This window comes from Streptomyces sp. NRRL F-2664 (assembly GCF_000719345.1).
Classification (GTDB): Bacteria; Actinomycetota; Actinomycetes; order Streptomycetales; family Streptomycetaceae; genus Streptomyces.
Genome location: NZ_JOFX01000028.1, coordinates 16,662 through 43,508 on the forward strand (window position 1 = coordinate 16,662; position 26,847 = coordinate 43,508).

General features: G+C 71.9%; 27 protein-coding genes. 13 read left to right on the forward strand and 14 right to left on the reverse strand.

From position 1 onward, the window contains the following. Positions 1-3 precede the first annotated feature (3 nt). Entirely contained in the window at positions 4-912 is a 909-nt protein-coding gene (locus IF89_RS0123315) for a helix-turn-helix transcriptional regulator (RefSeq protein WP_030771375.1), read from the reverse strand. 1 nt (position 913) lies between these two features. Further along, positions 914-1,900 (reverse strand): DUF4097 family beta strand repeat-containing protein, encoded by a 987-nt coding sequence (locus tag IF89_RS0123320; protein ID WP_051807481.1) that lies wholly within the window; start codon positions 1,898-1,900, stop codon positions 914-916. 149 nt (positions 1,901-2,049) lie between these two features. Here IF89_RS0123320 and IF89_RS0123325 point away from each other — a divergent pair, with 149 nt between their 5' ends. Further along, entirely contained in the window at positions 2,050-2,913 is an 864-nt protein-coding gene (locus tag IF89_RS0123325) for a hypothetical protein (RefSeq protein WP_051807489.1), read from the forward strand. A 15-nt stretch (positions 2,914-2,928) separates the two neighbouring features. Here IF89_RS0123325 and IF89_RS0123330 read toward each other — a convergent pair whose 3' ends face one another. After that, positions 2,929-3,864 carry a LysR family transcriptional regulator gene (locus IF89_RS0123330; protein WP_030771384.1) on the reverse strand — a complete coding sequence of 312 codons (936 nt, stop codon included), beginning with the start codon at positions 3,862-3,864 and terminating at the stop codon, positions 2,929-2,931. A 210-nt stretch (positions 3,865-4,074) separates the two neighbouring features. Between IF89_RS0123330 and snpA the strand changes: the two genes are divergently transcribed. Beyond that, on the forward strand, positions 4,075-4,725 hold the full coding sequence (gene snpA / locus IF89_RS0123335; protein WP_030771387.1) for a snapalysin: 651 nt from the start codon (positions 4,075-4,077) through the stop codon (positions 4,723-4,725). A gap of 333 nt (positions 4,726-5,058) precedes the next feature. On the opposite strand, the gene IF89_RS0123345 is transcribed toward snpA, so the two are convergent. The 3 genes from IF89_RS0123345 to IF89_RS0123355 all read right to left on the reverse strand — a co-directional run bounded on the left by IF89_RS0123345 (position 5,059) and on the right by IF89_RS0123355 (position 8,254). Next, positions 5,059-5,661, reverse strand: coding sequence for a GNAT family N-acetyltransferase (locus IF89_RS0123345; RefSeq protein ID WP_420706957.1), 603 nt, complete (start codon positions 5,659-5,661; stop codon positions 5,059-5,061). A 137-nt stretch (positions 5,662-5,798) separates the two neighbouring features. Next, the gene (locus tag IF89_RS0123350; RefSeq protein WP_030771395.1) at positions 5,799-6,851 is read right to left on the reverse strand and encodes a family 2 encapsulin nanocompartment cargo protein polyprenyl transferase; all 1,053 of its coding nucleotides are present in this window, start codon (positions 6,849-6,851) and stop codon (positions 5,799-5,801) included. Then, positions 6,848-8,254, reverse strand: coding sequence for a family 2B encapsulin nanocompartment shell protein (locus IF89_RS0123355; RefSeq protein WP_030771398.1), 1,407 nt, complete (start codon positions 8,252-8,254; stop codon positions 6,848-6,850). The genes IF89_RS0123350 and IF89_RS0123355 overlap by 4 nt, the downstream gene beginning before the upstream one ends. Before the next feature lie 234 nt (positions 8,255-8,488). Between IF89_RS0123355 and IF89_RS0123360 the strand changes: the two genes are divergently transcribed. The 4 genes from IF89_RS0123360 (at position 8,489) to IF89_RS0123375 (ending at position 12,177) form a co-directional block, all read left to right on the forward strand. Further along, positions 8,489-8,944 (forward strand): RrF2 family transcriptional regulator, encoded by a 456-nt coding sequence (locus tag IF89_RS0123360; protein WP_030771401.1) that lies wholly within the window; start codon positions 8,489-8,491, stop codon positions 8,942-8,944. Positions 8,945-9,104: 160 nt separating this feature from the next. Beyond that, complete coding sequence (locus IF89_RS0123365; protein WP_030771403.1) at positions 9,105-10,301, forward strand: globin domain-containing protein; 1,197 nt, start codon at positions 9,105-9,107, stop codon at positions 10,299-10,301. 128 nt (positions 10,302-10,429) lie between these two features. Further along, complete coding sequence (locus tag IF89_RS0123370) at positions 10,430-11,020, forward strand: N-acetylmuramoyl-L-alanine amidase (protein ID WP_030771406.1); 591 nt, start codon at positions 10,430-10,432, stop codon at positions 11,018-11,020. A 248-nt stretch (positions 11,021-11,268) separates the two neighbouring features. Next, positions 11,269-12,177: a 1-aminocyclopropane-1-carboxylate deaminase/D-cysteine desulfhydrase gene (locus tag IF89_RS0123375; RefSeq protein ID WP_030771409.1), complete on the forward strand. Its 909-nt coding sequence runs from the start codon at positions 11,269-11,271 to the stop codon at positions 12,175-12,177. A gap of 23 nt (positions 12,178-12,200) precedes the next feature. Here the strand turns inward: IF89_RS0123375 and IF89_RS0123380 are convergent, their stop codons facing one another. Next, the gene (locus IF89_RS0123380; protein WP_030771411.1) at positions 12,201-13,781 is read right to left on the reverse strand and encodes a Na+/H+ antiporter; all 1,581 of its coding nucleotides are present in this window, start codon (positions 13,779-13,781) and stop codon (positions 12,201-12,203) included. Positions 13,782-13,836: 55 nt separating this feature from the next. Between IF89_RS0123380 and IF89_RS42305 the strand changes: the two genes are divergently transcribed. The 3 genes from IF89_RS42305 (at position 13,837) to IF89_RS0123390 (ending at position 15,730) form a co-directional block, all read left to right on the forward strand. Further along, on the forward strand, positions 13,837-14,097 hold the full coding sequence (locus tag IF89_RS42305) for a UBP-type zinc finger domain-containing protein (protein ID WP_078628457.1): 261 nt from the start codon (positions 13,837-13,839) through the stop codon (positions 14,095-14,097). A gap of 206 nt (positions 14,098-14,303) precedes the next feature. Beyond that, on the forward strand, positions 14,304-14,717 hold the full coding sequence (locus IF89_RS0123385; RefSeq protein WP_030771414.1) for an anti-sigma regulatory factor: 414 nt from the start codon (positions 14,304-14,306) through the stop codon (positions 14,715-14,717). Between the two features lie 17 nt (positions 14,718-14,734). After that, a complete protein-coding gene (locus IF89_RS0123390) occupies positions 14,735-15,730 on the forward strand; it encodes an RNA polymerase sigma factor SigF (protein WP_051807483.1) in 996 nt (331 codons plus the stop codon). 7 nt (positions 15,731-15,737) lie between these two features. Here the strand turns inward: IF89_RS0123390 and IF89_RS0123395 are convergent, their stop codons facing one another. Continuing rightward, a complete protein-coding gene (locus IF89_RS0123395; protein WP_043194303.1) occupies positions 15,738-16,184 on the reverse strand; it encodes a hypothetical protein in 447 nt (148 codons plus the stop codon). 84 nt (positions 16,185-16,268) lie between these two features. On the opposite strand from IF89_RS0123395, the gene IF89_RS0123400 reads away from it, so the two are divergent. Both IF89_RS0123400 and IF89_RS0123405 read left to right on the forward strand, forming a co-directional pair. After that, complete coding sequence (locus IF89_RS0123400) at positions 16,269-17,234, forward strand: diacylglycerol/lipid kinase family protein (protein WP_030771422.1); 966 nt, start codon at positions 16,269-16,271, stop codon at positions 17,232-17,234. A 324-nt stretch (positions 17,235-17,558) separates the two neighbouring features. Continuing rightward, entirely contained in the window at positions 17,559-17,816 is a 258-nt protein-coding gene (locus IF89_RS0123405; protein ID WP_003953983.1) for a WhiB family transcriptional regulator, read from the forward strand. 172 nt (positions 17,817-17,988) lie between these two features. Here IF89_RS0123405 and IF89_RS0123410 read toward each other — a convergent pair whose 3' ends face one another. After that, a complete protein-coding gene (locus IF89_RS0123410) occupies positions 17,989-19,458 on the reverse strand; it encodes a sensor histidine kinase (protein ID WP_030771426.1) in 1,470 nt (489 codons plus the stop codon). 356 nt (positions 19,459-19,814) lie between these two features. Further along, positions 19,815-20,405 carry a TetR/AcrR family transcriptional regulator gene (locus IF89_RS0123415; protein WP_030771429.1) on the reverse strand — a complete coding sequence of 197 codons (591 nt, stop codon included), beginning with the start codon at positions 20,403-20,405 and terminating at the stop codon, positions 19,815-19,817. 83 nt (positions 20,406-20,488) lie between these two features. Here IF89_RS0123415 and IF89_RS0123420 point away from each other — a divergent pair, with 83 nt between their 5' ends. Next, positions 20,489-21,250 (forward strand): SDR family oxidoreductase, encoded by a 762-nt coding sequence (locus IF89_RS0123420; RefSeq protein WP_030771430.1) that lies wholly within the window; start codon positions 20,489-20,491, stop codon positions 21,248-21,250. Positions 21,251-21,374: 124 nt separating this feature from the next. On the opposite strand, the gene IF89_RS0123430 is transcribed toward IF89_RS0123420, so the two are convergent. Further along, positions 21,375-22,256, reverse strand: a complete 882-nt coding sequence (locus tag IF89_RS0123430; RefSeq protein WP_043194304.1) for a leishmanolysin-related zinc metalloendopeptidase — start codon at positions 22,254-22,256, stop codon at positions 21,375-21,377. 259 nt (positions 22,257-22,515) lie between these two features. On the opposite strand from IF89_RS0123430, the gene nagB reads away from it, so the two are divergent. Next, positions 22,516-23,301, forward strand: coding sequence for a glucosamine-6-phosphate deaminase (gene nagB, locus IF89_RS0123435; protein WP_030771434.1), 786 nt, complete (start codon positions 22,516-22,518; stop codon positions 23,299-23,301). A 117-nt stretch (positions 23,302-23,418) separates the two neighbouring features. Here nagB and IF89_RS0123440 read toward each other — a convergent pair whose 3' ends face one another. The 3 genes from IF89_RS0123440 to IF89_RS0123450 are packed head-to-tail and all read right to left on the reverse strand — an operon-like array spanning position 23,419 to position 26,835. Further along, positions 23,419-24,921, reverse strand: coding sequence for a glycoside hydrolase family 3 protein (locus IF89_RS0123440; RefSeq protein ID WP_030771436.1), 1,503 nt, complete (start codon positions 24,919-24,921; stop codon positions 23,419-23,421). A gap of 7 nt (positions 24,922-24,928) precedes the next feature. After that, positions 24,929-25,819, reverse strand: a complete 891-nt coding sequence (locus tag IF89_RS0123445; protein ID WP_199820547.1) for a carbohydrate ABC transporter permease — start codon at positions 25,817-25,819, stop codon at positions 24,929-24,931. Continuing rightward, positions 25,816-26,835, reverse strand: coding sequence for a carbohydrate ABC transporter permease (locus IF89_RS0123450; protein WP_030771440.1), 1,020 nt, complete (start codon positions 26,833-26,835; stop codon positions 25,816-25,818). Before IF89_RS0123450 ends, IF89_RS0123445 begins: the two co-directional genes overlap by 4 nt. Between the last annotated feature and the right edge of the window lie 12 nt (positions 26,836-26,847).

Genomic DNA, 26,847 nt, shown 5'->3' on the forward strand with positions numbered 1-26,847 from the left:
GGGTTACGGCCTGGTGCCGAGGGCGCGGACCAGCCGGGCGGCGGCAGCCGCGAGGTGGTCGCGGGCCTCGGCCACCTGGGCGGCGGTGACCCCGCGATCCCGCGCAGCGTCCCGCACCTCGTCACGGAAGCGGTCCAGCAGCCGGTCCAGGTCGCGGGCCGGGTCACCGGTCGGCACGAGGTCCGCGGCCCAGCCCGGGGCGGCCTTCGCAGCGGCCTGCGCCGAGTCGGTCTCCCCGCCCGCCGCGCCCGAGCCCTGCGTACCGCCCCCGAGCCAGGCACCGGCCAGACTGCCCAGGACCCCGCCGGACCTGGCGAACTGCTCCTGCAGCTGGCCCGCGATGCGCTGGACCTCCTCGCGGGCCCGCTCCTGGGCCTCCCGGGCCTGGCGGCGGGCCGTCTGCGCCTCCTCGCGGGCCCGGCGGCTCTCGTCCTTCGCCCGGCGGGCCTGCTCCCTCCACTCCTGCCTGGCCTTGCGCAGCTCCTCCTTGGCCGCCTGCCAGGACTCGTCCTCACCCACCCGGGTCGCCGTCGCGGAGGCCGCGGCCCGCACCTCGCGCCGCAGGTCCCCCGCCGCACCCCGGACGTCGCTGCGGATCTCGGCGGCCAGTTCGGTCACCGAGTCGCGGATCTCCAGCTCCAGGTCGGCCAGTTCGCCGCTGCGATCGGCCAGTTCGGCACGGCCCGCCCCGGTGATGGAGTACACCTTGCGCCCGCCCTCGGTGGCGTGCGTCACCAGGCCCTCCGCCTCCAGCTTCGACAGGCGCGGGTACACCGTGCCCGCGGAGGGGGCGTAGAGGCCCTGGAACCGCTCCTCCAGCAGGCGGATCACCTCGTACCCGTGGCGCGGCGCCTCGTCCAGCAGCTTGAGAAGGTAGAGGCGGAGGCGGCCGTGGGCGAAGACGGGCGGCATGTCAGAGCACCTTCTTGTCGAGCGGATCGGCGGGGGCGGCGGCGGAGCCGGACGCGGCCCCGGCATCGGCATCCGCATCGGCATCGGCCTGCGGGCGGCGCAGCAGCGCGATGCCGCCGGAGACCGTGGTGGCCCGCAGGGTGCCGGCGCCGGAGCCGAGCGTGCCGGTGATCCGCTTGGCGCCGAGCCGACCGGAGACCCGCAGGTCCTCGAAGGCGTTGGAGACGCCGCCGGTGGCGGTGTTGGCCTCGACACGGGCGTCCGCGGGGTGCGGCAGGCGGATCGCGACCTCGCCGGACACGGAGTTCAGCGCGATGTCCACGGGTCGTTCGGCGGCCGGGCGGGGGTCCAGGTCGATCAGCATGTCGCCGCTGACGGAGTCGGCGCGCACGCTCACATCCGCCCCGTCGACGACCGTGAGGCCGCCGGACACGGAGTGGAAGCCGAGGTCGCCGGTGACGGACTGGGCCTCCACGCTGCCGGAGACGGTGTGCGCCTTGACCCGACCGGACAGGCCGACCAGCGTGGCGTCGCCGGAGACCCCCTTGACGTCGGTGGTCGCACGGATGCCGGAGACGAAGGCGGTGGCGTCGACGGTGGCGACGTGGACGCGGGTGGCGGCGGGCACGGTGAGGGTGACCACGGCGCGGCGCTCCCACACCTTGCGGCCGGGGGCCGAGCCGGACGACCAGGCCTTCCAGGGCTTGTCCTCGAACCACTGCTTGAGGCCCTGGGAACCGTTCCAGGGCAGGTCCTCGTAGGCGACGGTGAGGGTGCCGTCCTCCTGCACGACGTACAGCGGCGGTCCGTCGACCTCGGTCACCTCCAGGCGGGCCGGGCCCTCTTCGGCGGCGACCACGTTGACCGTGCCGCTGACGACGCGCACGCGGAGCTCGGTCACCGGCTCTTCGAAGGTGAGTTTCTGCGGTCCGGCGAAGTGCCACGTCGACCGCGACGGCTGGGACGGCTGGGACGACTGCTCTGTCATGGTGCTGATCCTCCTCGTGCGTTCACGGACCGGCCTCGACGCACGCAACATATCGCGTCTTCCGAACAACACGATATATCGCGGCCTTGCGAAGTCAAGCAGTGCTCCGGAATCCGCCATTTGGGGGTGATTTGCTCTAGCGTGTGAGCATGTCAATTCCCAGGAGCCCGACCGGCGGGATGCTGCTCTGGCGCACCGACCTCCCCGCCGCCCGTACCCCCGCGCACCGGCTGCGCGTACGTCTGCTGCTCGCCCCGGCGGGTGCCTGGACCGTGCTCGTGCCCGAGGACAAGCCGTGGCGGGACGGCGGGAAGGCCGCGGCCGAGGTGTTCTCCGGCTGGGCTGCGGCGCTCGCCATGGGCACCGACCGGCCGGTGCTGGGCCTGTGGTGGCAGGACGGCCGGGCCGGCCTCACCCTGTCCGGCGGCTTCCGGCGGACCGTCGCCCAGGAGTGGGACGCGGCCGGGCAGGCGTCGGGCGACCCCGACGCGATGCGGACGCTGGCGGCGCGACTCGGCCTCGACCCCGTACTCGACCTGGAGGAGCTGGAGCGGCTCACCCGGCCCGGCCCCGGGCCGGACGTGGACGGCGTCACCCGGCTGCGGGGGCTGGTCGCGCTGCTCACGCGGGCCGGCCTGGCCCTGCCTCCCGGCCTGGCACCGGGCGAACCGGCCGACCGGCTGCGGGGCGCGGGCCGGGTGGCCCCGGGCGTCGAGACGGTGGAGTGGTCGGGCCGGCGCGATGCGGTGCGGGCGGAGCTCGACGCGCTGGAGGCGGGCCCGCTGGGCCCGTGGGTGCGCGGCCCGAGGGCCCGGCTGCTCGGTGCGGCACAGGTCGCGGCCGCGGCTCCGCTGCTGGTGTGGGCGGCCCGGCGGCACAGCCCCGCGTGGGCCGCGGCGGGCACCCTCCTCCTCGCCCAGGGCGTCCTCTCCTTGGCCTACGACGGCCTACGACCGGGCCCGCAACCGGCCGGAACACGTCCCCCGGGGGCCCGGCCGGTCGACCTTGCGTGAGCGACAGGACGCCCCTCAGGCCGCCTCCAGCAGGGGGCTCGCGTGGTGGCGCAGCCAGGCCCGGTACGGGGGTGTGCGCAGGGCGGCCTCGCGGTAGGCCGCGCGGAGGTCCTCGTAGACCTCGGCGTGCGCGCCGGGGCGCGTCGCCAGCAGCAGCCGCACGGCGAGGGGGTCCCCGCACAGCGGCCGGATCGCCATGTCCTCGCGCGGCCCGGACGTGGGCTGGCACGGGGCGACCGCCTCGCCGGAGATGATCAGCGAGGTCGCCGTGTGGTAGTCGGTGTGCAGGACCGGCGGGTCGAGCCCGGCCCCTGCGAAGATCCGGCGCAGGCCGTCCCATTCGCCGTCGACCGACGGGTCCACGGCCCAGCGGTCGTCGGCGAGGTCCCGTAAGGAGACGACCTCCTGTTCCGCCGCGGGGTGGTCCCGCGGCATCGAGACGAACTGCGGCTCGCGGTCCATCAGTACGTGCGTCTGGAGCCCCTCGGGCACCCGCAGCGGGCTGCCCTCCACCTCGTGCACGAAGGCCACGTCCAGCTGCCCCGCGGCCACCATCCTGAGCAGTGCGTTCGCGGACACGTCCACCAGGAGGGAGGTCTCGGTCTCCGGCAGCCGCCGATGGAGCCGGCGCAGCCAACCCGGCAGGGCCCGGCTGGCCGTCGAGCCGATGCGCAGCCGCGGGCCGTGTGCCTGCGCCCGGGCTTCTGCCACCAGCGCGGCCATCTCGGCGAGCAGCGGACGGGCCCGGCCCAGTACGGTGCGGCCGAAGGGCGTGGGCCGGCAGCCGGTCCGCTCGCGCAGGAACAGCTCGCCGTCCAGGGCCCGTTCGATGCGGCGCAACTGGGTCGTCAACGAGGGCTGGCTCACGCCGAGTTGCCGGGCGGCCTTGTGCAGGCTGCCGGCGTCGGCGATGGCGCACAGCGCGCGCAGGTGCCTGACCTCAAGCTCCATGCCCCGAGGGTAGGCCGGGCCCGGGAACCGCACCAGCCGCCGATAGCCCCCCGAATCCCGCCATTCTCACGCCAGTTGGACTGTCGAAATCTTCCCGATAGGTCGGCGCTATCGGCCAGTGACATCATCCGCAGGCCAGTTCCGCTCCCGCAGACTCCGGTACCGAAAGACCCACCCCCCACCGCACCGGACGAGTAGGAGCTCCCCCACATGCGCCACTCCCGTAAGGCCGTGCTGGCGACCGCCGTCGGCATCGGTCTCGCCGCCGCGCTCGGCGCCGTCCCCACCGCCGCCGCCGCGCCCGCCCCCGTCGGCAATGCCGCCAGTTACGCCGCCTACGAGCGTTCGCCGCAGAACGAGGCCGCGAACCGCGCCTTCTTCGAGGCGGTGCAGCGCTCGGTCGCCGAGCAGCGTGCCGCGAACCCGGGCGCCCTCGCCGTCACCGTCACGTACAACACCCGCAACGCGCCCAGCTTCCGTACCCAGATAGCCACCTCCACCCGCATCTGGAACAGCTCGGTGACCAACGTGAAGCTGCAGGAGGTGTCCTCCGGCGGCAACTTCTCCTACCGCGAGGGGAACGACCCCCGCGGCTCGTACGCGAGCACCGACGGGCACGGCCGGGGCTACATCTTCCTCGACTACCGGCAGAACCAGCAGTACAACTCCACCCGGGTGACCTCGCACGAGACCGGCCACGTGCTGGGCCTGCCGGACCACTACTCGGGGCCGTGCAGCGAGCTGATGTCGGGCGGCGGCCCGGGCACCTCGTGCACGAACGCCACCCCGAACTCCACCGAGCGGGCACGCGTCAACCAGCTCTGGGCCAACGGCTTCGCCTCCGGCCTCGGCACGAAGTAGCGCGCCCCGGTCCGCCGGATCACCGCCCTTCGCGCTCTGCCTCCGCATGTTCCGTACAGTCGGGGTTCCGGCAGGGACCCCGGCGCCACACCGGGATGAAGACCCCGAGGGACTTGCGCCGCCCGACCACCGTGTCGACGCGGAGCCCGCACGCCGGGCACGTCTGCTGTTCGTGCCCGGCCTGCGGGGCCACCCTCTTGTGCGCGTGCTCCTGTCCACCGGCCATACCTTCACGGTAGGCCGGTTTTCAGGCTTTCGTCGCGTTCGCCCCGGTTCGCCGGCCGGTCACGGCGCCGCGCGGCGGGTGCCCGGGGCATCCGTTCCCGGCGGCGCTCAGCCCCTCGGCTTGCGCCACATCGGCCACATCAGCGGCCCGTCCGGCAGCCGCACCGCCTCCCCCGTGAACTCCCAGCCGAGGCGTTCGTACAGTTTCCTGCTGCGCTCGCTGCTCGCCTCCAGGTACGCCGGCACCCCCTCGCGGTCGCAGCGCTCCAGCACCGGCCGCATCAGCTCGGTGCCCAGCCCCTCGCCCTGCCGACCCGGGGCCACCGCGATCATCAGCAGGTACTCGTGCTCCTCCGAGGTCGGATGCACGGCGCCGGTCAGCCGGCCGACCAGCTCGCACCGCTCGTTGTCCGGGTCGGCCACCGCCCGCATCCTGGCCGGGACCTCGTCCTCGCCCTCCGGCTCACCTGCGGGGATACGCAGCCACAGGGCGGCCGCCGAACCGTCCCGTGCGTAGTCGATCCGGCCCTCGGCCAGCGCGACGTCCACGAAGACGCCCAGGAACCTCGCATGGACGGCGGCCCGGTGCTCGGGGTCGGGGAAGACCCAGCAGCTCACCGGGTCGGTACGGAAGGCCTCGTCGAGCAGCCGCGCCACCGCGTCCCGGTCCGACTGATCCGCCCGGCGTATCTCCAGCGCCACTGGCCACATCCTTCGCTCACGTGTCAACAACCGTCAGCGATCCTAGAGTTGGCGCACCCCATGCGGTAAGGCCCGTTCCGGCACCTGCGGTGCCGGAACGGGCCTCCCCCCCGTCGCGCGGTGGCGCCGAGGCGCCCGGCGGCCGGTCATCTCGTACGGCGCGTCACGAATTCAGCCAGTGCCAGCAGCCCGCCTGCCGCCCCCAGGTCGGGCACGGCCCGGGCCAGCTGTTGGACGGCCCGGCCCATCCGGTCGGCGGCGTGGGCCTGCGCCCAGTCGCGGCCGCCGGCGCGGTCCACCGCATCGGCCGCCCTGAGCGCGTCGTCGCCGGTCATGGGGCCGGCGTACAGGGCGGCCAGCTCCTCGCCGGCCCGGGTGCCCGAGGTGAGGGCGGCCACCACCGGCAGTGACTTCTTGCGGGCGATCAGATCGGCCCCGGCGGCTTTGCCGGTGTGCCCCGGATCCCCCCAGATGCCGATCAGGTCGTCGATCAGCTGGAAGGCCAGGCCCGCCTCCCGGCCGAAGGCGTCCATGGCCTCGACCTCGTCCGGTCCGGCCCCGGCGTACAGGGCGCCCAGTGCGCAGGCGCAGCCGAGCAGTGCCCCCGTCTTGGCCGTGGCCATGGTCAGACACTCGTCGAGCGACACGTCCGGGCGCTGCTCGAAGGCGCAGTCGGCCTGCTGGCCGGCGCACAGCTCGATGATGCAGGCCGAGAGCCGGGCCGAGGCCGCCGCGGCGGCGGGGTGCGGGTCCTGCGCGAGCAGTCGCACGGCGAGCGCCATCATGGCGTCGCCCGTGCTGATCGCGTCCGGTGTCCCGAAGACCGTCCACGCGGTGGCGCGGCCGCGCCGGCGGACGTCCTTGTCGACGACGTCGTCGTGCAGCAGCGTGAAGTTGTGCGCCAGCTCCACCGCGACGGCGGCCGGCAGGGCGTCGGCGGCGGGGCCGCAGCCCGGGCCCTGGAGGGCCTGGGCCGCGGCCAGTACCAGGGCCGGCCGGATGGCCTTGCCGGGTCTGCCCTCGGCGGGGGTGCCGTCGGCGTGCTCCCAGCCGAAGTGGTACATCGCCACGCGCCGCATCCCGCCGGGCAGGCTCTCGACGGTGCGGCGCAGCGCGGGGTCGACCGTTTCCCTCGTCCGTTCCAGCAGGGCCGCGGCCTCCTGGCCCTCGCCGGTCGCGACGGCGTTCACCGCGCTCAGCGCCAGCGGCCGATCTCGACGTTCTCCAGGACGCCGATCGCGTCCGGCACCAGTACGGCGGCGGAGAAGTAGGCGGTGACCAGGTACGAGATGATCGCCTGCTCGCTGATGCCCATGAAGCGGACGGACAGGCTCGGCTCGATCTCGTCCGGGATGCCGGACTGGTGCAGGCCGATCACGCCCTGCTCCTCCTCGCCGGTGCGCATGCACAGGATGGAGGTGGTGCGGGCGTCGCTGATGGGGATCTTGTTGCTGGGGAAGATCGGAACTCCGCGCCAGGTCATCACCCGGGTGCCGTCGACGTCCACCGTTCCCGGGTGGATCCCGCGCTTGTTGCACTCGCGGCCGAAGGCGGCGATGGCCTTGGGGTGCGCCAGGAACAGCTTGGAGCCGCGCCGCATGCTGAGCAGCTGGTCCATGTCGTCGGGGCTCGGTCCGCCGTCGTGCGGCTGGATGCGCTGGTCGTAGTCGGTGTTGTGGAGCAGGCCGAAGTCGCGGTTGCTGAGCATCTCGTGCTCCTGGCGCTCGCGCAGCGCCTCGACCGTGAGCCGCAGCTGCTGCTCGGTCTGGTTCATCGGATGGTTGTAGAGGTCGGCGACGCGGGTGTGGACGCGCAGGACCGTCTGGGCGATGGAGAGCTCGTACTCGCGGGGGCGGGCCTCGTAGTCGACGAAGGTGCCGGGCAGGACGGCCTCGCCCTCGTGGCCGGCCGAGAGGTCGATCTCCGCCTCGCCGTACTTGTTGGTGCGCCGGTCGGGCTGGGAGCGCACGCGGTCCAGGTGCTCGCGCAGGGAGGGGACCCGGTCGGCCAGCAGCTGGAAGTCCTGCCGGGACAGGACGAGCGCGGTACCGGGGGTGGCGGCGCGGGCGGTGTACTCCCAAATCGATTCTTCATCGGCGAGCGCGTCCTCGCCGAAATAGGCGCCGTCGGCGACGGTCCGCAGGACGGCGTCGTCCCCGTAGGGGCCCGGGCCGATCTGGTCGACGCGGCCGTGCGCGAGCAGGAAGACCTCGTCGGAGGGGCTGCCGAAGGAGGTCAGCTCCTGGCCGGCCTCGAAGTCGATCTGCCGGCAGCGCTGGGCGAGTTCGCCGAGGACGTCGAGGTCCTCGTAGTCGCGCAGCAGCGGGAGTTCGCCGAGCTCGGCCGGGATCACCTGGACCTGGGTGCCGGTCTTGACGAACTCCACGACCCCGTTGCCGACGGAGTAGCTGAGCCGCCGGTTCACCCGGTACGTGCCGCCCTGCACCGACACCCACGGCAGCATCTTCAGCAGCCACCGCGAAGTGATCTCCTGCATCTGCGGCGCGGACTTGGTCGTGCTTGCCAAGTTCCGTGCGGCCGCCGTCCCCAGACTGCGCTGCGGTGCCTGGGCCTCGGACTCGGAACCTGCCTGGACCGACATGTCTTTCCCTTTCGATCACTCCATGGGTCTGCGGAGGCAGCCTTTCAGCACGCAACGTGGTCGAACCATTACACAAAAGGGTGGGACTACTCCGTCCGGGACGGGGCACCCTCTCGGATCGAACTCCCCGCAACGGGCCGCGAGAGGCACGCGCCACCGATCGTTTTCGGCCAAGAAGTGGATATGCGTGGGCTCGAATTTGCATCCAAGATGCAACTTTCCTACGGTGGCCCCATGCGGCTGACGCGATTCACCGACCTGGCCCTGCGCACCCTGATGCGCCTGGCCGTCGAGCAGGCGGACCTGCCGACCACGCGGGACGTGGCGGCGACGATGGAGGTCCCCTACACCCACACGGCCAAAGTGGTCGCCAGGCTGCAACACCTCGGCCTCGTCGAGGCGCGGCGCGGCCGCGGCGGCGGGCTCACGCTGACCGCCGCCGGACGGGCCGCATCGGTGGGCGCGGTGGTACGCGAACTGGAGGGCGCCGGCGACGTCGTGGACTGCGACGGCACCGCACCCTGCCCGCTGCGGGGCGCCTGCGTCCTGCGCGGGGCGTTGCGCCGTGCCCAGGAGGCGTTCTTCGCCGCCCTGGACCCGCTCACGGTGAACGACCTGGTGGCAGCCCCGACGGGCCCGCTCCTGCTGGGCCTTTCGAGCCGGGCGGCAAGGGGGGCCGAAGGTCCCTGACCCCAGGGCCGAATGGCCGGTTATCACTACCCGTCGAGCCCCATAACCTCACCTCCGACGGGAGTTCGAACGCAAGTCCGCATCCCTGCGGACCCCTGCGAGCAAAAATACGCATCTACGATGCCAATTATTGGCCCCGTTCCACCACGCGAGGAGTCCCATGCTGTCCGAACAGTCGACCGCGACCGTCCGAGCCACCCTGCCCGTCGTGGGGGCGGCCATCGGCGACATCACGGACCTCTTCTACGCGAAGCTCTTCGATGCCCACCCGGAGCTGCTGCGGGACCTCTTCAACCGGGGCAACCAGAACGCCGGCCTGCAGAAGCAGGCGCTCGCCGGCTCCATCGCGGCCTTCGCGACCCACCTCGTCGACCACCCGGAGACCCGCCCCGACGTGATGCTCGGCCGCATCGCGCACAAGCACGCCAGCCTCGGCGTCACCCGCGAGCAGTACGCCGTCGTCCACCGGTACCTCTTCGCGGCGATCGCCGAGATCCTCGGCGAGGCCGTCACCCCCGAGGTCGCCCGGGCCTGGGACGAGGTCTACTGGCTGATGGCGAACGCCCTCGCCGCCATCGAGGAGCGCCTCTACGCCGGACACCGGATCGCCGCCGGTGACGTGTGGCGCGACTGGACCGTCACCGGCCGGTCGGAGGAGACCGCCGACTGCACCACCTTCCGCATCGCCCCGGCGGACGGCGCCCCCGCACCCGCCCACCGGCCCGGCCAGTACGTCTCCGTCCAGGTCGAACTGCCGGACGGGGCCCGCCAGATCCGCCAGTACAGCCTCTCCGGCGCACCCGGCTCCACGGTCCGCGCGATCACCGTCAAACGGATTCACGGCCCGGCCGCCTCGGGTCCCGACGGCGAGGTCTCCCACCACCTGCACGCGCACGTCCGGCCCGGCGACACGCTGCGGGTCTCCGCGCCGTACGGCGACCTCGTCCTGGACGACTCCGTCGGCCCGGTCCTGCTCGCCTCGGCTGGCATCGGCTGCACGCCGATGCTCTCGATGCTGGAGCACCTGGCCGAGACCGGGCACACCGCCCCGGTGACGGTCCTGCACGCCGACCGCTCCCCCGCGGACCACCCGCTGCGGGCCGACCACCGCGCCCTGACCCACAAGCTCGCCGACGCCTCGGCCCGCTTCTGGTACGAGGAGGATGCGGAGCCGGGCGACGGCACGGGCCTGATGGACCTGTCCGAGATCGCCGTCGCCCCGGGCACCCGGGCCTACCTGTGCGGGCCGCTGCCCTTCATGCGGTCCGTGCGCGGGCAGCTGCTCGCGAAGGGCGTGCCGGCCGCCGACATCCACTACGAGGTGTTCGGCCCCGACCTGTGGCTCGCTTCCGCATGAGCCGTGTCCGGATCGGCTCGCTCACCGTACGAACACACTAGCCGCGGAAGGTCCGCCTCCACTACACCGTAGCGTGATGGGGTGGGTACACAGGGTGTCCGCCCCGCACCGCAACGAAGGAGGCGGCCATGGCCGCACCCATGTCCGCGGACCGGTTCATCAACGCACTGAGGAACGAAGGCGTGACCGTCGTCGAGGTCGGCGCCTGGCGCACCCACAACCGCAACCACAAGGGCCCCTGGGGCCCTGTGCACGGGGTGATGATCCACCACACCGTCACGCGGGGCACCGCGTACAGCGTCGATCTCTGCCGCGACGGCCACAGCGCCCTCCCGGGACCGCTCTGCCACGGCGTGATCGCCAAGGACGGCCGTGTCCACCTGGTCGGCTACGGCCGCGCCAACCACGCCGGCCTCGGCGACCCGGACGTCCTGGCGGCGGTGATCGCGGAACGCCGGCTCCCCCCGGACAACGAGGCGACCACCGACGGCAACCGCCACTTCTACGGCTTCGAGTGCGTGAACCTCGGCGACGGCGCGGACCCCTGGCCCCCGGCACAGATCGACGCCATAGCCCGCACGGCGGCGGCCCTGTGCCGCGTCCACCGCTGGACGGCCCGCTCGGTCATCGGCCACCGAGAATGGCAGCCGGGCAAGGTCGACCCCCGCGGCTTCACGATGGGCTCCCTCCGCGACCGCATCGCGGAACGGCTGAAGTAACCACCGGGGCCCGGCACCGGGAGCACCCCTCCCGGTGCCGGGCCGACCGGTCGAACTCCGGGTCCGGCTGACTGCTCCCTGCGCACCTGGCGGTCCCTCCGCCGCACGGTGATCGCCTCCCTCTGCCCCGAGGGCCCCCAGGCCTGCGCCGTCCCGTGGATGGCCCTCTGACCGTCCGGCGCGGGTTTCAGCGGTCACGCCCGCGTCAGCCGCGGCGCGTGGGACGGAAGCGCCCTCACAATGGACGGGTGAACCGCCCCGCGAACCGTGACGTGCTCCTGCAGCCGCGTCCGCCGTCCCCGTTGCAGGAGGTCCGTGACGAGCGGTTCGAGCGGCACGGGGTGCGGCTGCTGCTGAAGCGGGACGACCTGGTGCATCCGGAGCTGCCCGGCAACAAGTGGCGCAAGCTCGCGCCGAACCTGCGGGCCGCCCTGGAAGCGGGACACGAGCGGCTGGTCACCTTCGGCGGGGCGTACTCGAACCACCTTCGGGCCACCGCGGCCGCCGGGCGGCTGCTGGGCATCGGGACGATCGGCATCGTCCGCGGCGACGAGCTGGCCGGCCGGCCGCTCAACGACTCCCTCGCCCGGTGCGCGGCGGACGGCATGCGGCTGCACTTCGTCTCCCGCTCCCGCTACCGGTCCAAGGCCGACCCGCAGGCGCTCCCCCTGCTGCTGGAGGAGGCGGGCGCGGCCGGCGCGTACGTGGTCCCCGAGGGCGGCAGCAACGCCCTCGCCCTGGCGGGCTGCGCGGATCTGGGCCGCGAGCTCCGCGGCGTCACCGACGTGGCGGCGGTGGCCTGCGGCACCGGCGGCACCCTGGCGGGCCTGGCCGCCGGCCTGGCAGCCGGGCAGCGGGCGCTGGGCGTCCCCGTCCTGGCCGGCGGCTTCCTGTCGGCGGAGATACGTTCCCTCCAGACCGAGGCGTACGGCGGCCCGGTCGGCGACTGGGCTCTTGCCGAGGACTTCCACCACGGCGGCTACGCCCGCGTCCCGGCCGCCCTGGAGGTTTTCGCCGCCGACTTCGCCGCCCGCCACGGCTTCCCGGTGGAACGGATCTACGTGGCCAAACTCCTCTGGGCCCTGACCACCCTCACCGGGACCGGCACCTTCCCGCCCGGCACCACCCTCACCGCAGTCATCACCGGCCGCCCGTAGCGAGAGCCGCAGAGGACGTGCCGTCAGGTCGACTCGCGGTACGCCGCCGCCTCCTCCAGGTCGAGCCGGCGCAGGAGCACCCGCAGCATCTCGTCGTCGATCCGCCGGGAGTCCCGCAGCGCGACGAAAACCTCCCGCTCCGCCTCGATCATCTCTCCCGCCAGCCGCCGGTAGATGTCGTCCGCGGACTCCCCCGTCAGCGGATTGACCTCTCCCAGGCGTTCCCACACCGCGTTGCGCCGCCGTTCCAGCACCGTCCGCAGGCGGTCGGCCAGCGGTGGCGGCAGCGTGGAGTTCTCCGGTTGCTCCAGCAGCTCGGCCAGCCGCTCCTCCGCCGCCCGCGAGGCCTCGCTCTGCGCCTGTGCCTCCGCCAGCGTCTCCGCCCGGACGTCCTTGGGCGGCAGCTTCAGCGCCTTGATCAGCGGCGGCAGCGTCAGCCCCTGCACCACCAGCGTCCCGATGACCGTCGTGAAGGTCAGGAAGAGGATGAGGTCCCGGTGCGGTACGGAGATCGGTACGGAGAAGGCGATGGCCAGGGAGACGACACCCCGCATCCCGGCCCAGCCGACGATCACCGGGGCCTTCCAGTCGGTGTCCGGCTCGCGCGTCCGGATCCGCGGCGACATCCAGCGCGGTACGAAGGTCGCCGGAAACACCCACACGAAGCGGGCCACCACCACGACGACGAATACCGCGACCGCGTACCAGGCCACGGCGGCACCCTCGTACTCCCCGAGCCCCCTGAGGACCACCGGCAGCTGGAGGCCGATCAACGCGAAGACGGCGGACTCCAGGACGAAGGCGACCATCTTCCACACCGCCTCCTCCTGGAGCCGCGTGGCGAAGTCGACCTGCCAGTTGCGGTGCCCCAGGTACAGCGCGACCACGACCACGGCCAGTACGCCGGACGCGTGCACCCGCTCGGCGGCCGCGTACGCCACGAAGGGGATCAGCAGCGACAGGGTGTTCTGCAGCAGCGGCTCCCGCATCCGCTTGCGCAGCTGGTGGATCGGGACCATCAGCAGCAGGCCGACGCCGACCCCGCCCACCGAGGCCAGCAGGAACTCGGCGATGCCGCCCGCCCAGCCGGCGCTCACCCCGACGGCGGCCGCCAGCGCCACCTTGTACGCGGTGATCGCGGTGGCGTCGTTGACCAGGGACTCGCCCTGCAGGATGGTGGTCAGCCGGTTCGGCAGGCCCAGTTTGCGGGCGATCGCCGTGGCCGCGACCGCGTCGGGCGGCGCGATCACCGCGCCCAGCACCAGCGCCACCGGCAGGGACAGTCCCGGCACCACCAGGTACGCCGCGTACCCGACGGCGAGGGTGGCGAAGAGCACGTAGCCGACCGACAGCATCGCGATGGGCCTGATGTTGGCGCGCAGGTCCAGGTACGAACTGTCCACGGCGGCGGTGTACAGCAGCGGCGGGAGCAGCAGCGGCAGCACGATGTGCGGATCGAGCGCATAGGCGGGCACGCCGGGGACGTACGAGGCCGCCAGCCCCGCGGCGACGAGCAGGAGCGGTGCGGGCACCGGCGTGCGGCGGGCGAGGCCCGCCACGGCCGCGCTGCCCGCGACCAGCGCCACCAGCTGCAATACGTCCATCGAAGATCCGTCCCGTGTCGTCGCGCGTCCGCACCCTGCCCGTACGCTGGCCATCATGAGCGAGTGCATCCACGTTGCCGAACTGCCGCGCCCCGAGCCGGTCCCGTCTGCACGGACCTGCGCAGAATGTCTGGCGGTCGGCAGCCACCCGGTGCAGCTGCGGATGTGTCTGGGGTGCGGGCACGTGGCGTGCTGCGATTCCTCGCCGTTCCGGCACGCGACGGCGCACCACCACGAGACCGGCCATCCGGTGATGCGGAGCTTCGAGCCGGGAGAGACCTGGCGATGGTGTTTTGTCGACGGTTCGATCGTCTGAGGCGGGGGTAGTTCAACCCTCCGCCGGTTCCCCTGATTTGATCCCCGCAGACCTCTACCCACCGTGTGTGCCCATGGGCTTACCATCAGTCACTGGGCACAGGACAGGGTGCTCGGGGCGGGCGTCATGAGGGGTGCCGCGACACGATCGCCCGGATCGCGGTAGCGTCACCGGCGAAAAGAGCTCGTACCACCTTGGAGGTGAGGGTGTCCCAGATCGCAGGCGACCCCGGGACTCAGGACTTCGTGGAAGTCCGGCTGCCCGCTGCGGGTGCCTACCTGTCGGTGCTGCGGACGGCCACGGCCGGCCTCGCGGCACGTTTGGACTTCACCCTCGACGAGATCGAGGACCTCCGCATCGCGGTGGACGAGGCCTGCGCGATCCTGCTCCAGCAGGCCGTGCCGGGCTCCGTCCTCAGCTGCGTCTTCCGGCTGATCGACGATTCGCTGGAGGTGACCGTCTCGGCACCGACCACGGACGGGCGCGCGCCGGAGCGTGACACGTTCGCCTGGACGGTCCTGTCGGCGCTGGCCGGCAAGGTCGAGGCCACGGTCGAGGAGAACCGGACGGTGAGCATCAGCCTCTACAAACAACGCGGCGCGGGGCCAGGCCCGGCGTGAGCGGCGGGGAGATCCCGGTGCGGGGCGGGGATCGGCCCCGGGTACGGCACGAGGTCGACGGCGGCATCCCCGAGCAGCAGCAGGCCCGGCCGCACCCGGCTGACGCGGATGCGGACAACGGCTTTTTGGACTCGGCGGAGCGACGGGCGGGCCCTATGAGCGAGAACCAGCACGACCAATCACAGCCGGTACAGCCACCGGAGACCGATGCGGCGGTCCCGGCGGCGGCGTTCCCGGTGCCCGTGGCACTGCCCGATCCGCGCGACCGCAGCAGTGCTCGGGCCCTGTTCGTCGAGCTGCGGGCCCTGCCCGACGGCTCGCCGGAGAAGGCGGAGCTGCGCAACCGGCTGGTGCGGATGCACCTGCCGCTCGTCGAGCACCTGGCGCGGCGCTTCCGCAACCGGGGTGAGCCGCTGGACGACCTCACCCAGGTCGCGACGATCGGCCTCATCAAGTCGGTGGACCGGTTCGACCCGGACCGCGGGGTCGAGTTCTCCACGTACGCCACGCCCACCGTGGTCGGAGAGATCAAGCGCCATTTCCGCGACAAGGGCTGGGCGGTGCGGGTACCCCGGCGCCTGCAGGAGCTGCGGCTGTCGCTGACGACGGCCACGGCCGAGCTGTCCCAGCAGCACGGCCGTTCCCCGACCGTGCACGAACTGGCGGAGCGGCTCGGCATCTCCGAGGAGGAGGTACTGGAGGGCCTGGAGTCGGCGAACGCCTACAGCACGCTCTCCCTGGACGTCCCGGACACCGACGACGAGTCGCCGGCGGTCGCGGACACCCTGGGTGCGGAGGACGAGGCCCTGGAGGGCGTCGAGTACCGCGAATCCCTCAAGCCGCTGCTGGAGGGGCTGCCCCCACGAGAGAAGCGGATCCTGCTGCTCCGCTTCTTCGGCAACATGACGCAGTCGCAGATCGCACAGGAGGTCGGCATCTCACAGATGCACGTCTCCCGGCTGCTGGCGCGCACCTTGGCCCAGCTGCGGGAGAAGCTCCTCGTCGAGGAGTGAACGGCGCTCAGGACGCGGACGGCCCTCCGATACCGAGGGCCTCCGTCGCCGTCGGGTTCACCAGGAGGGCCACGACGGCCACCGCGGCGACGGCGAGGGCCGCTGCGGCGGCGGTCATGGCGCCGCCGGTGGTGTAGAGCGTCCAGGCCACGGGCAGGGCCATCAGCTGCGTGATCAGGGCCGGACCGCGGCTCCAGCGGCGGCCCAGGCGCAGCCCGCGGGCGGCGACCAGCGGCAGCGCGGCGAGCGCCAGCAGGGTGATGCCGCCCGTCTCGGCCTGCTGCGGGGAGTCGGGGTCGCCGGCGATGCCGACGAACAGCATGTACACGCCGAGGCCGGCGAGCGCGAGACCCTCCAGAGCGGTGAGCACGGCCGCGGCGGTCAGCCGGCGGGGCAGCGCGGTGGGCGCTTCGGCGGTGGGGGCGGGGGCGTTCGCGGGCTGCTTCTTACTCACCCCTGCAGGGTAGCGGCGGCCCGCGCGGGCCGGAGGGGACGGGCAGTAGGGTCGGCGCGCGGACGGGTGGGTAGTCTGGCGCACATGCGTGCACTTCTCGTGGCCAACCCAGCAGCGACGACCACCAGTGCGCGCACGCGCGACGTCCTGATCCATGCCCTGGCCAGCGAAATGAAGCTGGAGGCGGTCACGACCGAGTACCGCGGGCACGCCCGGGACCTGGGGCGCAGGGCCACCCACGAGGGGCTGGATCTGGTGGTCGCCCTCGGCGGCGACGGCACGGTCAACGAGGTGGTGAACGGGCTCCTGCACAACGGGCCCGATCCGGACCGGCTGCCCCGCCTGGCCGTGGTCCCCGGAGGCTCCACCAACGTGTTCGCCCGCGCCCTCGGGCTGCCGAACGACGCGGTCGAGGCGACGGGCGCGCTGCTCGACGCGCTGCGCGAGGAACGCGAGCGGACGGTCGGCCTGGGTCTGGCTGCGGGCACTCCGGGCACGGAGGACGAGTCGGTCCCGGCCCGCTGGTTCACCTTCTGCGCGGGCTTCGGTTTCGACGCGGGTGTCGTGGGGCGGGTCGAGCAGCAGCGCGAGCGCGGCAAGCGCTCGACGCACGCCCTGTACGTACGACAGCTGATGCGGCAGTTCTGGGAGGAGCCGAACCGCCGGCAGGGCACGGTGACGCTGGAGCGCCCCGGCGCCGATCCGGTGAGGGACCTGGTGCTGTCCATAGTGTGCAACACCTCACCCTGGACGTATCTGGGGAATCGTCCGCTTTACGCCTCGCCGGAGGCGTCGTTCGATACTGCGCTTGACGTATTGGCACTCAACCGTTTGTCAACTCCGGCCATCGCGCGCTACGCGACACAGCTCCTGACCTCCACTCCTGAGCGGGGTCCACACGGCAAGCACGCGGTGTCTCTGCACGATCTGACCGACTTCACCTTGCATTCGAAGGTTCCCCTCCCGTTCCAGATGGACGGTGATCACCTCGGACTGCGCACCAGCGTTCGGTTCACAGGCGTACGCCGTGCACTGCGTGTGATTGTGTGAGTAGAAGGGCCCGCAGGCCTTTCACTCGAACGTTTACACGCCGGTCCACCCTCACGATGTAGGGCTGTGACCTAGTAGACACCGACGAATCAAAAAAAACTTTCCGGAAGGGGTTGTATCCCCGTCCGAGGTTTGCGAATCTCTTCATGGCGATCGGGACAGCCCGCAGGACCCGGCACCCACACAGACCGCCAGAACCCCTCCACGAATCTCTGACTGATCACCCGCGTGAAACCGGGCGGTCGCCCTTCCCTCACGGGGGGATTCGTGAAAGCGTTCACATTCACAAGCAAAGTGCCCGCAATACAAGGAGATGGAGCAGCCATGGACTGGCGTCACAACGCCGTTTGCCGCGAGGAAGACCCGGAACTCTTCTTCCCCATCGGCAACACCGGTCCTGCGCTGCTGCAGATCGAGGAAGCCAAGGCCGTCTGCCGCCGCTGCCCCGTCATGGAGCAGTGCCTGCAGTGGGCGCTCGAGTCCGGTCAGGACTCCGGCGTCTGGGGCGGTCTCAGCGAGGACGAGCGCCGCGCCATGAAGCGCCGCGCCGCTCGCAACCGGGCGCGCAACGCCAGCGCCTGACAAACGACTTTCGAGCCTCGACGCGCAGCGCGCAGTAACGGAAGAAGCGCTCAGCAAGGTGCTCTTGAGCCCCGGACCGAAGCATTCGGTCCGGGGCTCAGTGCTGTGCCGCCACTACGCTGCGTGCGCGCCGCCCCCAGGCTGTCGCTCACACTGAGTCACCGTTCGGCTGCTACTTCTGCGGGCTGATCGGCAGGTCGAGGACGACCTTGGTGCCGCGCGGCTCGGCCCGGACCATGTCGAAGGTGCCGCCGAGCTCGCCCTCCACCAGGGTCCGCACGATCTGCAGCCCGAGGTTGCCGGCGCGCTGCGGGTCGAAGCCCTCGGGCAGGCCGTTGCCGTCGTCGAGCACCGTGATCAGCAGCCGCCCGTCCGTGCGGCCGGTCCCGCTGCGCAGCGCGGCCACCTCCACGGCGCCCCGCTCCCCCGGCGTGAAGGCGTGCTCCAGCGCGTTCTGCAGGATCTCCGTCAGGACCATCGACAGCGGGGTGGCGACCTCCGCGTCCAGGATCCCGAACCGCCCGGTGCGCCGGCAGTCGACCTTGCCCGGGGAGATCTCCGAGACCATGGCGATGACGCGGTCGGCGATCTCGTCGAACTCGACCCGCTCGTCGAGGTTCTGGGACAGCGTCTCGTGCACGATCGCGATCGAACCGACGCGGCGCACGGCTTCGTTGAGCGCCTCGCGGCCCTGGGGGGAATCCATGCGGCGGGCCTGCAGCCGCAACAGCGCGGCGACGGTCTGGAGGTTGTTCTTCACCCGGTGGTGGATCTCCCGGATGGTCGCGTCCTTGGTGATCAGTTCACGTTCGCGACGGCGCAGTTCCGTCACGTCGCGGCAGAGCACCAGGGAGCCGATCCGGGTGCCCTTCGGCTTGAGCGGGATCGCGCGCAGCTGGATGACACCGCCGTTGCCCTCGACCTCGGTCTCCCGCGGGGCCCAGCCGCTGGCGAGCTTGACCAGTGCCTCGTCGACCGGGCCGCGGGAGGGGGCGAGTTCGGCGGTGGTGGCGCCGAGGTCCTGGCCGACCAGGTCGGAGGCGAGGCCGAGGCGGTGGTAGGCGGACAGGGCGTTCGGCGAGGCGTAGGTGACCACGCCGTCGGCGTCGAGCCGGATCAGGCCGTCGCCGACGCGCGGGGAGGCGTCCATGTCGACCTGCTGGCCGGGGAACGGGAAGGCGCCCGCCGCGATCATCTGCGCCAGGTCGGAGGCGGACTGGAGGTAGGTCAGCTCCAGACGGCTGGGTGTACGCACAGTGAGCAGGTTGGTGTTGCGGGCGATCACTCCCAGTACGCGGCCCTCGCGGCGGACGGGGATCGACTCGACGCGGACGGGCACCTCCTCGCGCCACTCCGGGTCGCCCTCGCGCACGATGCGGCCCTCGTCGAGCGCGGCGTCCAGCAGCGGTCGGCGGCCGCGCGGCACCAGGTGGCCGACCATGTCGTCCTGGTACGAGGTGGGGCCGGTGTTCGGGCGCATCTGGGCGACCGACACGTACCGGGTGCCGTCGAGGGTGGGCACCCACAGCACGAGGTCGGCGAAGGACAGGTCGGAGAGCAGCTGCCACTCCGAGACCAGCAGGTGGAGCCACTCCAGGTCGGTTTCTCCGAGAGCGGTGTGCTGGCGTACGAGGTCGTTCATGGAGGGCACGGTGCGAGCGTACCCCGGGTACGCACGATGACTTTCCCCACGACGGTACTCAGGAGTATCCAGGAGGGGCACGGGCCGCGTAATGTTGGAGGAAGTGACGGGTTTCCAGCTACCGTCATTGGATGGACAGAACAGATTGGTCTAGTCCAGAATTGACTCAAGGTCTCCGCCCTCCCCGCACAGGAGGACGGATCGAGGTCGCCGCGCGCTCTGCCCTGACCGCACAGGCACCTCTCACCGGCCGCCGGGAACCGCACACCTGACGGCCGTAAGTACTCCGGGCTACGGTGCCGGGCGGGTTGAGGGTCCCGCCCTGCACCGTGGCCCAGAGGAATGTGCGGCGCCTTTCACGGCCAGGCCAGCAGGGCCCGCTCGGCCACCGCCTCCAGCTCCTCCCGGGTCGCCCCGTCGCGCGACTGCTGGGACATCCCCTGAAGCACGGCTCCGGTGTACCGGGCCAGCGCCCGCGCGTCCGTGTCCGCGGGCAGCTCGCCGGTGGCGATGTCGGCGCGGATCCGGCTCTCGAAGAGCTCCAGGTTGGCGTTGCGTCGCTCGCGCAGCGCCTGGGCGACCTCCTCCGATGTGGTGTTGATCGCGGCGCTGATCACCATGCAGCCCGGCGGGTGGGCCGGGTCGGTGTAGACCTCGGCCGCCTCGCGCAGGACGCGCGCGACGGCGGCGCGGGCGGTGGGCTCCTCGGCGAGCGCGACACCGGCGAAGTCGCCGTACCGGCTCCCGTACACCACGACGACCTCGTCGAAGAGCGTGCGCTTGTCGCCGAAGGCCGCGTAGAGGCTGGGCGCACTGATGCCGATCGAGGCGGTCAGGTCGGAGATCGAGGTCGCCTCGTAGCCGCGTTCCCAGAAGGCCGTCATCGCCTTGTCCAGGGCGGCGTCACGGTCGAAGGAGCGGGGCCTGCCGCGCTGTCCGGTCACCATCCGCAGATTCTATAGCGGGCGTTAGGGAATCTGGTACGGTCCTTTCTGTAGCGACCACTAGGGAATGCGGAGGGGGGCGCGTCATGGGCGTGCTCGAAGGAAAGACGGCACTGGTCACGGGTGGCAGCCGGGGCATCGGCCGGGCCGTGGCGGAGCGGCTGGCGCGGGACGGCGCTCTGGTGGCGGTGCACTACGGCCGCAACGCGGCGGCGGCCGAGGAGACCGTCGCGGCGATCGCGGCCGCCGGCGGGCGGGCCTTCGCCATCAGGGCCGAGCTGGGGGTCCCGGGGGACGCGCAGGCCCTCTGGGCGGCGTACGGGGCCCATCCCGCGCACACGGAGGCGGTGGACATCCTGGTCAACAACGCGGGGGCGGCGACCTTCGCGGGGATCGCGGACACCGACGAGGAGGCGTACGACCGGGCGCACGCGCTGAACGCCAAGGCGCCGTTCTTCGTGATCCAGCACGGGCTGGCGCGTCTGCGGGACGGGGGCCGGATCGTGAACGTGACCGGCACTCCGGACCTCGCGCTGCCGGCGATCCTCGCGACGGTCATGGCGAAGGGCGCGGCGAACGCCATGACGCGCTCGCTGGCCGCCGAGCTGGCGCCGCGGGGGATCACTGTGAACTCGGTCGGGCCCGGGATCACCGAGACGGACCTGAACGCGGCCCTGCTCGGGGACCCGGGCACCCGGGCCCACCTGGCCGCCCGCTCGGTCTTCCACCGGGTGGGCACGGCGCAGGAGGTTGCGGACGTGGTGGCCTTCCTGGCCTCGGCGGATTCCCGCTGGGTCACGGGCCAGCATGTGGACGCCACGGGGGGCCTGCAGTTGGCACTGGTCTAGTAGTGCTGTGCCAGGCGGACGAGGTCTTCGACGGGGATGTCGGCGGGCAGCTTCGAGATCCCGTGCTTCACCGGCGTGATCGACGAGATGCAGGGGTCCGATCCGGAAGACACGACCCGGGACCCTAGGGCCGTTCGGAGGGGATTGAGCTGGGGACGGTCGGGAGCACGATGCCCCGCGGGCTCTCGGACGGCTCTTCGCCGGCCGCCGCGATCGCCATCAGGTCGGGCAGTTCGTACGGTTCCGCGCCGTCGAGGTCGACCTCGTAGCCGAGGTCCCCGAGGCTCGCCGCCGTCAGCCGGCTCAGCGGGTTGCCCGCCGCGGCGATGGTCGGCGACATCAGCTCGTTGCCGAAGACCGTCTCGCGCCAGTGGCTGCCCGCACTGCCCGAGCCGCCGACGTTCGCGACCGGGACCGGCAGGGGCTGCCCCGCACCGCGGAGAATGCCGAACTCCGCCATGGCGCCCGGCCCGACGAAGGTGGGGTTGCCGGGACCGATGACCGGAGGCCAGTCCTTCAGCAGGCCGAAGGCGCTCCAGACGAACGAGCTGATCCCCAGGCAGTGACCCATCTCGTGGGTGATGACGTCGAGCAGCGAGCCGTCTTCTTCCATCTGTCCGAGGTCGGCCTTGTCGAACCGCATGATGGCCTTCGCCGGCAGACCCGCCCCGGCGAGCGCCGTCTGCGGCCGGAAGACGCGCGGCCCGGCCTCGCCGAGGACGCCGAAGACGCCGTCGAGGAGGACTCCTTCGGCGTCGATAAGGATGTCGTCGACGATCACCTCGCCGCTGAAGTCGCGGACGATCGCGGTCTCCAGGTCGCCCACGATGACCCGTGCCCAGCGCTCGGCCGCCTCGGCGAAGACGTCCTTCTGGCTGTTCGACAGCCCTCCGATGAAGCGGACCTCGATCTGGAACGGGGAGGTGGTCTCTGCAAGATCGGCGGCGCGCGTGGCGCTCGCCACGGCTTTGTAACTCTCGAAGGCGTAGGTCGGATTCCTGGCCATGACTACCACTCCAATCGCACATAGCACGATTTACCTACCAAAGCCACCTTATGCCACAAAGGAGTTGTAGACAGGGCAATCAATCGCAGGTCAGACCGGCCGTAGCACCGTGCACCGCATCGGCCGCCCGGGTGATTCCCGGGAGGCCGGACGACGGGATCGGGACCACCATGGAAAGCGCCGGGACTCCCACCGCCACCCGGCTCACTCTGCTAGATTGGTCTATACCACACCACCTCTCCAGATCGGCAGGCACCGCGTGGAAGTTGTCATCGTCCCGGACGCCACGGCAGGCGGCGAGCTCATCGCGGAGGCCATGGCCGCCCTCGTGCGCCGCAAGCCCGACGCCCTGCTGGGCGTGGCGACCGGCTCTACCCCGCTGCCCGTCTACGAGGCGCTCGCGCGCAAGGTCGGGGCGGGCGAGGTCGACGCCTCCCGGGCCCGGATATGCCAGCTCGACGAGTACGTCGGACTGCCGGCCGGGCACCCCGAGTCCTACCGCGCCGTCGTCCTGCGCGAGGTCGTCGAGCCCCTCGGTCTGACCGAGGCCTCCTTCATGGGCCCCGACGGTTCGGCCGAGGACCTCGTCGCGGCCTGCGAGGCCTACGACCGGGCCCTGGCCGAGGCCGGCGGCGTCGACCTGCAGCTGCTGGGCATCGGCACCGACGGGCACATCGGCTTCAACGAGCCGTGCTCCTCCCTGGCCTCCCGCACCCGCATCAAGACGCTGACGGAGCAGACCCGCGTGGACAACGCGCGGTTCTTCGAGGACGACCTGGAGCAGGTTCCGCACCACGTCATCACCCAGGGCATCGGCACCATCCTCGACGCCCGCCACCTGGTGCTGCTGGCCACCGGTGAGGGCAAGGCCGAGGCCGTCGCCCAGACCGTCGAGGGTCCGCTGTCCGCCCTCGTACCGGCGTCCGCGCTGCAACTGCACCGGCACGCCACCGTCGTGGTGGACGAAGCCGCCGCCTCGAAGCTGAAGCTGGCCGACTACTTCCGCCACGCCTACGCCAACAAGCCTTCCTGGCAGGGGCTGTAGGACCCGGAACGGACGAAGGGCCGGGCTTCCCCCGCAGGGGAGCCCGGCCCTTCGCCGTGAACGGCGGAGCCGGGCACCACCCCTGTGTCAGGTGCCCGGCTCCGGTTCCGCGGCGCGTCACACGGCCGTGACGGCCCCCGCGACGACCTCGGCGGCGGCGCGTCCGCAGACGCGTGCCGCACCGTGCGTGGCGATGTGCAGGGCACCGCGCGGCTCGGCGCGCGGCAGCCCCATCTCGATCACCACCGTGTCCGGCCGGGCCTCGACCAGGGCGTCCAGCACCTCGGTCATCCACGGGTGGCGGTGGGCGTCGCGGACCACCGCGACGACGGTGCGCTCCCCCGCTGCCGCCAGGATCTCCGTCGCCGTGGCGCCCTGCGGGTAGAGGTCCGAGGCCGTGCCCGGCAGCAGGTCCGCCAGGTCGGCGGCCGGACCCCACGGGGTCTCGTCGCCGACCGCGATGTTCGCGACCGGGGTGAGGGTCGCGACGTACGGGCCGGTCAGCGGGCGGACCGTACCGGTGACGACGAGGGCCCGGCGGGCGGCGGTCAGGCCGATACCGGACGCGCGGCTCCCCTCCGGCCGCGCGTCGGGCCGGGCCCCTCGGGTCCAGGCGGCCAGCGCGCGGACCCGGGCGGCCGCATCGGCGAGGCGCTCCTGCGGGAGGGTGCCCTCCCGTACGGCCGCGACCAGCGCGTCGCGCAGTCGCAGCACGGTGGCCTCGTCGGCGAGTCCGCCGCCGACGCAGATGGCGTCGGCGCCCGCCGCGATGGCGAGGACCGAGCCGCGTTCGATCCCGTAGGTCCCGGCGATGGCGTGCATCTCCATGCCGTCGGTGACGATGAGGCCCTCGTAGCCGAGTTCCTTGCGCAGCAGGCCGGTCAGGATCTGCGGGCTGAGCGTGGCCGGCCGGGTCGGGTCGAGTGCGGGCACGAGGATGTGCGCGCTCATCACGGCCTTCGTCCCGGCCTCGATGGCGGCCCTGAACGGTACGAGCTCCCGTACGGCCAGGGTGTCGAGGTCGACGTCGATGCGCGGGAGGGCGTGGTGGGAGTCGACGTTGGTGTCGCCGTGGCCGGGGAAGTGCTTGGTGCAGGCGGCGACGCCGGCGGCCTGGAGGCCCTCGACGTAGGCGGCGGTGTGCCGGGCGGCGAGGTGGGTGTCGGCGCCGAAGGAGCGGACGCCGATGACCGGGTTGTCCGGGTCGGAGTTGACGTCGGCGGAGGGAGCCCAGTTGAGGTTGACCCCGCACTCGGCGAGGCGGCGGCCGAGCTCGTGGGCGACGGCCCGGGTCAGGCCGGTGTCGTCGACGGCGCCGAGGGCCAGGTTGCCGGGGAAGGACGAGCCGTCCCGGACCTCCAGGCGGGTGACGTCGCCGCCCTCCTCGTCGATGGCGACGAGCACGTCGTCGCGTTCGGCGCGCAGCTGCGCGGTGAGCGCGGCGAGCTGCTCGGGCGAGGCGATGTTGCGGCCGAACAGGCCCACGGAGGTGAGGCCTTCGCCGATCCTGCGGAGCAGCCAGGCGGGGGCGGTGGTGCCCTCGAAGCCGGGCTGGAGGACGGCGAGGGCGTCGCGGGTCACCTCGTCGGAGGCGGTGGCGCGGTGCGCAAGGACGGTCATGAGGGCGTCATCCCTTCACGGCGCCGGCGGTCATGCCGCCGACGGCCTTGCGCTGGAGGAAGATGAAGATCAGCAGGACCGGGACCGCGAAGAGCGAGGAGGCGGCCATGGTGGCGCCCCAGTCGTTGCCGAAGGCGGACATGAACTCGGTCAGCCACAGCGGCAGGGTCTGCGCGGTCTTGTCCTTGTTGAGGATCAGGACCATGGCGAACTCGTTCCAGGCGGTGATGAAGCCGAAGAGCGAGGTGGACATCAGGCCGGGGGCCAGCAGCGGGAAGATCACCTTGCGGAAGGCCTGGCCGCGGGTGCAGCCGTCGATCTGGGCGGCTTCCTCCAGGGTCACCGGGACGGCGGCGATGAAGCCGCGCAGGGTCCAGATGGTGAAGGGGAGGATCATCACGAAGTAGATCGCGGTGAGCAGCGGGAGGCTGTTCAGCATCTCGCCGTCGCGGGCGATCATGTACATCGCGATGACCATGACCTCCCACGGGGCCATCTGGGCCATCATCACGGTGAGGACGAGGCCCTTGCGGCCCTTGAACCTCATCCGGGCGATGGCGAAGCTCGCGGCGAGGGCGACGAGCAGGGCCAGCAGGACGGCGCCGACGGTGACCAGGACGCTGTTGGTGACGTACGTCCAGAAGTTCTCGACCCCGGTGGCCTTGCCGAAGTTGTCCAGCGTCGGAGTGAAGACGAAGACGGGGTCCTTCGTGAGCATCCGGTCGGACGGCTTGAGGGCCGAGGAGAACATCCAGTAGACGGGGAAGACGAAGACCAGGGCCAGCAGTACGGCGCCGAGGTTCTTGGCCACGGCCGCCGGGCGCACCGGTCGGCGGGTGCGGAGCTGCTGTGCGGGCCGCGCGGCAGCCGCGGGCTTCGGGGCGGTGCTGGTGCTCACTGCTCCTCCTCCTGCTTCAGGATCAGGCGGAAGTAGAAGGACATGACGACCACGAGGATGACGATCGTCAGGACGGAGATCGCGGCGGCGAGGCCGTAGTGGGCCTGGCTCTGGCCCTCGACGTAGGCGAAGACCGGCAGGATCTCGGAGGCGCGGTCCGGGCCGCCCTTGTTCATCGCGTAGACCTGGGTGAAGGCCTTGAACACCCAGATCACCTCAAGGAAGGTGGTGATGAGGAAGAAGGGCTTGAGATTCGGGAAGACGATCTTCCAGAAGGTCTGCCAGCCGTTGGCCCCGTCCATGCGGGCGGCCTCGTACAGTTCGGCGCCGACGGTGGTGAGGCCGGCGTACATGTTGAGGGCGACGAAGGGGATGGAGCCCCAGACCACCAGGATCGTGACGATCACCATGGTGGAGAGGCCGGTCTCCATCCAGTTGTGCTGTTCATAGCCGGAGAAGCCGGCGGTGCGCATGACCCAGTTCATGACGCCGAACTGCTCGTCGAACAGCCACCGGAAGACCTGCACAGAGGCGACGATCGGCATGGCCCAGGCCATCACCAGCGCCATGGAGAGGACCAGGCGCATCTTCTTGCCGAGCCTGTTCAGCAGGATGCCGATGAGGCTGCCGAGCACCATGATCAGCGCGACGTTGGCCAGGGTGAAGGCGAAGCTGCGGACCACGACGGTCCAGAAGTCCGCGTCGCCGAGGAGTTCGGTGTAGTTGTCGAAGCCGGCGAAGGGGTACTTCCGCTGGATGAACTCGACCTTGTTGATGTCCTGGAGGGACAGGATCACGTTCTTGATCAGCGGGTACAGCAGGAGTGTCGCGAGGGCCAGCACCGCGGGCGCGACCAGCAGGTAGGGCAGCCACCCGGTGGGGAGCGACTTCCCGCCCCCGCGAGGCGGCCTGGGGCCGGGGCCGGTTGCTGGGGCCGGCGTCTGGGGCAGTCCGGCGGACTTCGGTGGTGCGTCCTGTGGAGCGCTGGTCACCGCTCCCTGGGAGTGCACGGTCATGGCTTGGCTTCC

Coding starts and splice junctions, on each gene's coding strand:
- IF89_RS0123315 (WP_030771375.1), bottom strand. CDS start 912: ATGCCGCCCGTCTTCGCCCACGGCCGCCTCCGCCTCTACCTTCTCAAG.
- IF89_RS0123320 (WP_051807481.1), bottom strand. CDS start 1,900: ATGACAGAGCAGTCGTCCCAGCCGTCCCAGCCGTCGCGGTCGACGTGG.
- IF89_RS0123325 (WP_051807489.1), top strand. CDS start 2,050: ATGTCAATTCCCAGGAGCCCGACCGGCGGGATGCTGCTCTGGCGCACC.
- IF89_RS0123330 (WP_030771384.1), bottom strand. CDS start 3,864: ATGGAGCTTGAGGTCAGGCACCTGCGCGCGCTGTGCGCCATCGCCGAC.
- snpA (WP_030771387.1), top strand. CDS start 4,075: ATGCGCCACTCCCGTAAGGCCGTGCTGGCGACCGCCGTCGGCATCGGT.
- IF89_RS0123345 (WP_420706957.1), bottom strand. CDS start 5,661: ATGTGGCCAGTGGCGCTGGAGATACGCCGGGCGGATCAGTCGGACCGG.
- IF89_RS0123355 (WP_030771398.1), bottom strand. CDS start 8,254: ATGTCGGTCCAGGCAGGTTCCGAGTCCGAGGCCCAGGCACCGCAGCGC.
- IF89_RS0123360 (WP_030771401.1), top strand. CDS start 8,489: ATGCGGCTGACGCGATTCACCGACCTGGCCCTGCGCACCCTGATGCGC.
- IF89_RS0123365 (WP_030771403.1), top strand. CDS start 9,105: ATGCTGTCCGAACAGTCGACCGCGACCGTCCGAGCCACCCTGCCCGTC.
- IF89_RS0123370 (WP_030771406.1), top strand. CDS start 10,430: ATGGCCGCACCCATGTCCGCGGACCGGTTCATCAACGCACTGAGGAAC.
- IF89_RS0123380 (WP_030771411.1), bottom strand. CDS start 13,781: ATGGACGTATTGCAGCTGGTGGCGCTGGTCGCGGGCAGCGCGGCCGTG.
- IF89_RS42305 (WP_078628457.1), top strand. CDS start 13,837: ATGAGCGAGTGCATCCACGTTGCCGAACTGCCGCGCCCCGAGCCGGTC.
- IF89_RS0123400 (WP_030771422.1), top strand. CDS start 16,269: ATGCGTGCACTTCTCGTGGCCAACCCAGCAGCGACGACCACCAGTGCG.
- IF89_RS0123405 (WP_003953983.1), top strand. CDS start 17,559: ATGGACTGGCGTCACAACGCCGTTTGCCGCGAGGAAGACCCGGAACTC.
- IF89_RS0123410 (WP_030771426.1), bottom strand. CDS start 19,458: ATGAACGACCTCGTACGCCAGCACACCGCTCTCGGAGAAACCGACCTG.
- IF89_RS0123415 (WP_030771429.1), bottom strand. CDS start 20,405: ATGGTGACCGGACAGCGCGGCAGGCCCCGCTCCTTCGACCGTGACGCC.
- IF89_RS0123420 (WP_030771430.1), top strand. CDS start 20,489: ATGGGCGTGCTCGAAGGAAAGACGGCACTGGTCACGGGTGGCAGCCGG.
- IF89_RS0123430 (WP_043194304.1), bottom strand. CDS start 22,256: ATGGCCAGGAATCCGACCTACGCCTTCGAGAGTTACAAAGCCGTGGCG.
- IF89_RS0123440 (WP_030771436.1), bottom strand. CDS start 24,921: ATGACCGTCCTTGCGCACCGCGCCACCGCCTCCGACGAGGTGACCCGC.
- IF89_RS0123450 (WP_030771440.1), bottom strand. CDS start 26,835: ATGACCGTGCACTCCCAGGGAGCGGTGACCAGCGCTCCACAGGACGCA.